Here is a 4,172-nt window from a genome sequence, read left to right as displayed (position 1 = left end):
GCCGAACTCCTTGGTCCAGCGCTTGAGGATCTCCCGCCAGGCGATCCGTTCTTCCGGTCATCCGAGTGCTTCCCTCCCCCTGTCACCGGCGCGTCCGGCATCCCCGGCGGATTCGATGTCTCCGCCGGAGCCGCCCCCGTGGGCCGCCGCCTCCCCGTGCCGCCTCCGTCGCGGGATGATGCCACCCCACCGGCCGCCCCCACCGGGATTTTCAGCCCCCGGACGGGACCCCCAGCCCGGGGTGGGCGTCCAGGAGCCGGGGCGGGGCGGCCTGGCGCCAGGAGTCGGCGAGGATGTCCCGCAGCTCCTCCTCGTCCTCCAGGGCGGCCAGTCTCGCTCGCACCCAGGCGAACTGGGCCTCGTGGCCCGCGATCCAGAACTTGTCCGGCTCGGCCCGCACCAGTTCGTCGCGCTCCTCCTTGGGGCAGCGCACGGCGATGGACGTCTCGTCCTCGGGCAGGGTCGCGAACATCTTCCCGGCCACCCGGAACGTCGGCATGCTCCAGGCCACCTTCTCCGTGGTGTCCGGCAGGGACAGGGCGATTCGGCGTACGTCTTCTGCGTCCGGCATGACACGCAAGGTAGCCCCTGCCACTGACAATCAGCCTCCGGGCTCGGCCGTGCCGCGCACCAGCTCGTAGTACTCGGTGGTGAACAGGGGCTGGGCGAGGGCGTTGGAGAGCGCGAAGTACGGCCCGGCCACCTCGATCTGAGTGGCGTGGGCGCGCATCGCGGCGGCCTTGGCGGCGGCGTGCGCGGTGCCGTCGACGGCGGTGGTGATCCGCTCGTCGTCGACCACGCCCGGTACGTCGTCCACGGCCGCGCTCTTGTCGAACGGCAGGGTGTCCAGCTCGTCCCCGAGTCGGGCGAAGGCGGCCTCGGCGACGGAGCGCGGCACGCGGTTCCAGTACACCTTGGCGATCCGGTGGCCGCGTTCGGCCGCGAGGTCGACGGCGCGCATGGCGACGCGGTGGGCCTGGACGTGGTCGGGGTGGCCGTAGCCGCCGTTGTCGTCGTAGGTCACGAGGACCTGCGGGCGGACCTCCAGGATCACCTCGGCGAGGTGGCCTGCGGCCTCGTCCACGTCGGCCTGCCAGAAGCAGCCGGGGTCGTCGTTGTCGGCGGTGCCGGTCATCCCGGAGTCGCCGTAGCGCCCGGCGCCGCCGAGCAGCCGGCCGTCGGTGACGCCGAGCGCGGCGAGGGCCGCGCCCAGCTCACCGCGCCGGTGCGCGCCCAGCGCGGGACCCGTCAGATGCCGCAGCTCCGGCGGGATGACCTCGCCGCGCTCGCCCAGGGTGCAGGTGACCAGGGTCACGTGGGCACCCTCGGCCGCGTACCTGGCCATGGTCGCGCCGTTGTTGATCGACTCGTCGTCCGGGTGCGCGTGCACCAGCAGCAGACGCCGCGCGGGCAGTTCCGTCATGGGACCACCCTACGAGGTTCCGCGCACCGCCCCCGGTGACACCGGCCCTCAGAACTTGATGCTGCCGATCATGCCGGCGACGTTGGTCGTCAGCTGTTTGATCGTCGGCGCGATGGTCGAGGAGGCGAGATAGAAGCCGAGCAGGATGCAGACGACCGCGTGGCCGCCCTTCAGCCCTGACTTCTTGATCAACAGGAAGACGATGATCGCCAGCAGCACCACCGCCGAAATCGAGAGTGCCACGGCGGCTCACCTCCAAAGATCCCAGGGACGCGGGTTCTAGATCAGTTGAGCAATTCCATGCAGACGCCAGCAGGTTCATACCCACACAGCGGTAGTGATCATAACTATCCGTGTGCGCGCATCGCTCGGCGCACAGCCGCACAAGGGGGCGCATGGCCAATATGGTCGGGGTATGACGACCGAGGCTGACTCCTTCCCCCGACGGCACGCACGGACGCAGCGGTTCACGCTCGGCGCGCCGCGTTCGTTCACGGTGGCGCCCGACGGCGCGCGCGTCGCGTTCCTGCGTTCCGGCTCGGGCACCGACCGGGTCAACTCCCTGTGGGTACTGGATCTTCCGGACGGCACCGAGCGCCTGGCGGCCGATCCCGGGGTGCTGCTCCAGGGCTCCCCGGAAGAGCTGTCGCCCGAGGAGCGGGCCCGCCGCGAGCGCAGCCGGGAGGGGGGTGTCGGCATCGTCGGTTATGCCACCGACACTTCCGTGGAGCTGGCGTCCTTCGCCTTGTCAGGGCGGCTTTTCACAGCGGAGCTGCGCGCCGGCACGGCACGTGAACTCCCCGTTCCGGGGCCGGTGATCGACCCCCGTCCGGCCCCCGACGGGCGGCACGTCGCCTACGTCGCGCGGGGCGCGCTGCGGGTGGTGGGCGCCGAGGGGGACGGCGACCGGGCGCTGGCCGAGCCGGAGTCGGCGGAGGTCTCCTACGGGCTCGCGGAGTTCGTCGCGGCCGAGGAGATGAGCCGTTCGCGGGGCTTCTGGTGGGCTCCGTCCTCGGACCGGCTGCTGGTGGCGCGCGTGGACGACACGCCGGTGCGGCAGTGGTGGATCGCCGATCCGGCCCGTCCGGAACGTGAGCCACTCAACATCCGGTACCCGGCGGCGGGCACCCCCAACGCGAGCGTACAACTGTTCGTTCTCGGGCTGGACGGCAGCCGCACGGAGGTGCTCTGGGACCGGGCCCGCTACCCCTACCTTGCGCGTGTGCACTGGTCAGAGGCGGGTGCGCCGCTGCTGCTGGTGCAGGCGCGGGACCAGCGCAGCCAGCTGTTCCTGGCCGTGGACCCCGACTCCGGGGTCACCCGGATGGTGCACGCCGATGAAGACCCAGATTGGCTTGAACTTTTCGCCGGAGTGCCCTGCTGGAGCCCCTCGGGGCGGCTTGTCCGCATCGCGGACGAGGGCGGTGCCCGGGTGCTGACGGTCGGCGAACGGCCGCTGACCAGCGCACAGTTGCACATTCGTGCGGTTCTGGACGTCGGTTCGACGGACGTACTGGTTTCCGCCTCTTCCGGCCCGGAGGCCCCTGCGCCGGAAATTGGCGAAGTTCATGTGTACAGGGTGAACGAGTTGGGTGTGGAACGCGTGTCGGACGAGCCCGGTGTGCACTCCGCGGTGCGCGCCGGAGGTGTGACCGTCCTGGTGTCCGCGGCCCTGGACCGGCCGGGCAGCCGGGCCCGGGTGCTGTGCGACGGGAAGCCGGCGGTCACGATCCGGTCGTACGCCGAGGATCCGGGCCTGCGTCCGCGGGTGACGCTCACCGAAGGGGGCGCACGCCGGATTCCATGCGCCCTGCTTATGCCACGGGACTACCCCGGTGACACTCCTCTGCCGGTCCTGCTGGACCCCTACGGCGGCCCCCACGGCCAGCGGGTGGTCGCCGCGCACAACGCCCACCTCACCTCCCAGTGGTTCGCCGACCAGGGTTTCGCGGTGCTCGTCGCCGACGGCCGGGGCACCCCGGGCCGCTCCCCCGCCTGGGAGAAGGCGATCCGGGACGACGTGGCGGCCGTGGTGCTCCAGGACCAGGTCGACGCGCTGCACGCGCTCGCCGAGCGGTACCCGCTGGACCTGGACCGGGTGGCGATCCGGGGCTGGTCCTTCGGCGGCTATCTGGCGGCACTCGCGGTGCTGCGCCGCCCGGACGTCTTCCACGCGGCGGTGGTCGGCGCGCCCGTGACCGACCTCAGGCTCTACGACACCCACTACCAGGAGCGCTACCTCGGCGACCCGGGCGAGCAGCCGGAGGTCTACCGCCGCAACTCGCTGATCGACGACGCGGGGCTGGTGGATGCGGCCGGGCCGCACCGGCCGATGATGGTGATCCACGGGCTCGCGGACGACAACGTGGTGGTCGCCCACTCGCTGCGGCTGTCCTCCGCCCTGCTGGCCGCCGGCCGGCCGCACGAGGTGCTGCCGCTGTCCGGGGTCACCCACATGACCCCGCAGGAGACGGTCGCGGAGAACCTGCTCCGCCTCCAGCTGGACTTCCTGCGGCGCTCCCTGCCCCCGGGGAAGCGCCCCTGAACTCCGTTAACACACAGGCAACTTCACGGAAGCGGCACCGATATACGGACAAGGCAGGCTGAATCGCGTACGGCCGTGCGGGTGCCGTAAACGGGCCGGGGTACGCCATGTCACCCCGGCCCGTTCCCGTCGCCCCCGCTCTCCCCGGCGGACACGGCCGGCCGCTCCTCGGCGAAGTGACAGGCCGACGGATGGGCGGCGGGG

The 4,172-nt window shown here is 71.7% G+C and carries 4 protein-coding genes; 1 reads left to right on the top strand and 3 read right to left on the bottom strand.

Annotated features, from left to right (window positions below; all coding sequences use genetic code 11):
- Positions 1–211: 211 nt before the first annotated feature.
- From H5J33_RS25855 to H5J33_RS25845, 3 genes are read right to left on the bottom strand one after another with little or no spacing between them, the layout of a single operon-like run.
- The gene (locus H5J33_RS25855; RefSeq protein WP_181797269.1) at positions 212–571 is read right to left on the bottom strand and encodes an MmcQ/YjbR family DNA-binding protein; all 360 of its coding nucleotides are present in this window, start codon (positions 569–571) and stop codon (positions 212–214) included.
- Between the two features lie 30 nt (positions 572–601).
- Complete coding sequence (gene mshB, locus H5J33_RS25850; RefSeq protein WP_181797268.1) at positions 602–1,423, bottom strand: N-acetyl-1-D-myo-inositol-2-amino-2-deoxy-alpha-D-glucopyranoside deacetylase; 822 nt, start codon at positions 1,421–1,423, stop codon at positions 602–604.
- 48 nt (positions 1,424–1,471) lie between these two features.
- Positions 1,472–1,666 (bottom strand): hypothetical protein, encoded by a 195-nt coding sequence (locus H5J33_RS25845; RefSeq protein WP_181797267.1) that lies wholly within the window; start codon positions 1,664–1,666, stop codon positions 1,472–1,474.
- A gap of 172 nt (positions 1,667–1,838) precedes the next feature.
- On the opposite strand from H5J33_RS25845, the gene H5J33_RS25840 reads away from it, so the two are divergent.
- Positions 1,839–3,968, top strand: a complete 2,130-nt coding sequence (locus H5J33_RS25840) for a S9 family peptidase (RefSeq protein WP_181797266.1) — start codon at positions 1,839–1,841, stop codon at positions 3,966–3,968.
- The last annotated feature ends 204 nt before the right edge of the window (positions 3,969–4,172 follow it).

Origin of the sequence: Streptomyces sp. WELS2, from assembly GCF_013870595.1 — a bacterium.
Classification (GTDB): Bacteria; Actinomycetota; Actinomycetes; order Streptomycetales; family Streptomycetaceae; genus Streptomyces.
The sequence above is the reverse complement of the archived record's forward strand: the minus strand, read 5'-3'. Positions and strand labels throughout refer to the sequence as shown.